This window comes from Lachnoclostridium sp. Marseille-P6806, from assembly GCF_900625025.1.
Classification (GTDB): domain Bacteria; phylum Bacillota; class Clostridia; order Lachnospirales; family Lachnospiraceae; genus CAG-791.
Map to the genome: position 1 here is coordinate 1 of NZ_LR130603.1, position 3,152 is coordinate 3,152.

Below are 3,152 nucleotides of genomic sequence, written 5' to 3' on the forward strand. Positions count from 1 at the left end.
TTGTACCCTCAAAACCGAACCAGAGCAAGGCACATCCAAAGGATAAGCGTCCGACCGATTAGTACCTGTCAGCTGAACACATTGCTGTGCTTACACCTCAGGCCTATCTACCTCATACTCTCTAAGGGGTCTTGTGATGTCTCATCTTGAGGGGGGCTTCACGCTTAGATGCCTTCAGCGTTTATCCCTGCCGGACTTGGCTACCCTGCCTTTTGCACCTGGCGGTGCAGCAGATACACCAGTGGTCCGTCCACCCCGGTCCTCTCGTACTAAGGGCAGCTCCTCTCAAACATCTTGCGCCCGCGCCGGATAGGGACCGAACTGTCTCACGACGTTCTGAACCCAGCTCGCGTACCGCTTTAATGGGCGAACAGCCCAACCCTTGGGACCTGCTACAGCCCCAGGATGCGATGAGCCGACATCGAGGTGCCAAACCACTCCGTCGATGTGAACTCTTGGGAGTGATCAGCCTGTTATCCCCAGGGTAGCTTTTATCCGTTGAGCGATGGCAATCCCACGTTCTTACCACCGGATCACTAAGTCCTACTTTCGTACCTGCTCGAGCCGTCACTCTCGCAGTCAAGCTCCCTTCTGCCTTTACACTCTCCGGATGGTTTCCGTCCATCCTGAGGGAACCTTTGAGCGCCTCTGATACCCTTTCGGAGGCGACCGCCCCAGTCAAACTCCCCGTCAGACATTGTCCCCCGCCCGGATTACGGGCGCAGGTTAGAAACCCAGTAACATAAGGGTGGTATCCCAACAGCGGCTCCGCAAAGACCCAAGTCCTTGCCTCCGTGCCTCCCACCTATCCTGTGCATACATCACCGGATCCCAGTATCAAACTGGAGTAAAGCTCCATGGGGTCTTTCCGTCCTGGCGCGGGTAGCCAGCATCTTCACTGGCACTTCAATTTCACCGGATGCATTGCCGAGACAGTGCTCAAATCATTACGCCTTTCGTGCGGGTCGGAACTTACCCGACAAGGAATTTCGCTACCTTAGGACCGTTATAGTTACGGCCGCCGTTTACTGGGGCTTAAATTCAAAGCTTCGCTTGCGCTGACCTCTCCTCTTAACCTTCCAGCACCGGGCAGGCGTCAGCCCATATACCTCACCTTTCGGTTTCGCATAGACCTGTGTTTTTGCTAAACAGTTGCTTGAGCCTTTTCTCTGCGGCCTCCCCTTCCAAGGAGGCTCCCCTTCTTCCGAAGTTACGGGGACATTTTGCCGAGTTCCTTAGCAATGCTTCTTCCGTCGGCCTTAGGATTCTCTCCTCATCCACCTGTGTCGGTTTACGGTACGGGCAGCATACAAACAATAGCGGCTTTTCTCGACGGCTGCTCCATGGACTTCGCTACTACATCTTCGCTCCGCGTCACAGACCTGACTTATTGCCCGGGTTTGCCTTGGCAACGTCTCCTCTGCTTGCGCCAGCTTTCCATCCGCTGGCTTCCACTTCCCAGCCGTGTCCCCACAGTTCTGTTGTATGCCGGTGCAGGAATATAAACCTGCTGTCCATCGACTACGCATTTCTGCCTCGCCTTAGGCCCCGACTTCCCCTGGGCAGATCAGCTTTACCCAGGATCCCTTGGATATTCGGCCGTAAGGATTCTCACCTTACTCTCGCTACTCATTCCGGCATTCTCTCTTCATAGCGCTCCACGGCTCTTCTCAGTACCGCTTCCGCGCACTATCAATGCTCCCCTACCAATACCTCTTTCGACGTATTCCTGAGCTTCGGTGTCGTGTTTCAGCCCCGGTCATTTTCGGCGCATGGCCTCTCGGCTAGTGAGCTATTACGCACTCTTTGAATGTGTGGCTGCTTCTGAGCCAACATCCTAGCTGTCTGTGAAATCACACATCCTTTTCCACTTAACACGTACTTCGGGACCTTAGCTGCAGGTCTGGGCTGTTTCCCTTTTGACCACGAAACTTATCTCTCGCAGTCTGACTCCTGATCTCTCCAGCACGGCATTCGGAGTTTGATAACCTTTGGTAAGCTGCGACGCCCCCGCGGGTAGTCAGTGCTCTACCTCCGTTTGGAATCGATCAAGGCTAGCCCTAAAGCTATTTCGGGGAGAACCAGCTATCTCCGGGTTCGATTGGAATTTCTCCCCTATCCACAGCTCATGCCCACCCTTTTCAACGGATGTGGCTTCGGCCCTCCATCACCTTTTACGGTGACTTCAGCCTGGCCATGGATAGGTCACCCGGTTTCGGGCCTACGTCTGCTGACTTCCGCGCTCTTCACACTCGGTTTCCCTACGGCTCCGGACCTGAAGTCCTTAGCCTTGCCTGCATACGCAGCTCGCCGGACCGTTCTACAAAAAGTACGCGGTCGTACGTTTCATCGTACTTCCGCAGCTTGTAAACACAGGGTTTCAGGTTCTCTTTCACTCCCCTCTCGGGGTCCTTTTCACCTTTCCCTCACGGTACTCTTCTCTATCGGTCACTGAGGAGTATTTAGCCTTACGGGGTGGTCCCCGCATCTTCATACAAGATTTCTCGTGTCTCGTACTACTCTGGATCCTGCCGGTCTCTCTCGTCTTTCGCATACGCGACTGTCACGCTGTATCGTCGATCTTTCCAGATCCGTTCTGCTAGACGTAAAAGTACCTTCCGCAGTCCGTACCCCATGATGCTCGCACCATGGTTTGGGCTCTTCCGCGTTCGCTCGCCGCTACTTACGGAATCATTCTTATTTTCTCTTCCTCCGGCTACTTAGATGTTTCAGTTCGCCGGGTTCCCTCCTGCATGCTATGGATTTACATGCAGGTACTGGCTCTTAACCAGTGGGTTTCCCCATTCAGACATCCGCGGATCAATGCCTATTTGCAGCTCCCCGCGGCTTTTCGCAGCTTATCACGTCTTTCATCGGCTCTCAGTGCCAAGGCATCCGCCCTGCGCTCTTTCTCGCTTAACCTTTGTGAACAACCTTTCCTTGCTGTTCTCACCTGATCTTAACCCTCTGCATAGCGTTGCAGAAAGGCTGCCATCAGGATTTTCTTTGAAAGATGAAGACGCTTCTATAAAAGAAGCCTCTTCCTCTCCCCTATCTCTGAATACAACCGATGCTCAGACTCTCCTGACCATCGATCGCACTCGGCTTTTTCGATGTTTTCTTGCTCTGTATTCGGTTTTCAAGGTACAATG

The 3,152-nt window shown here is 53.6% G+C and carries 1 rRNA gene; it reads right to left on the reverse strand.

What is annotated here, in order from left to right:
• Positions 1-38 precede the first annotated feature (38 nt).
• Positions 39-2,922, reverse strand: a 23S ribosomal RNA gene (locus E0E20_RS13710).
• Positions 2,923-3,152: the final 230 nt, after the last annotated feature.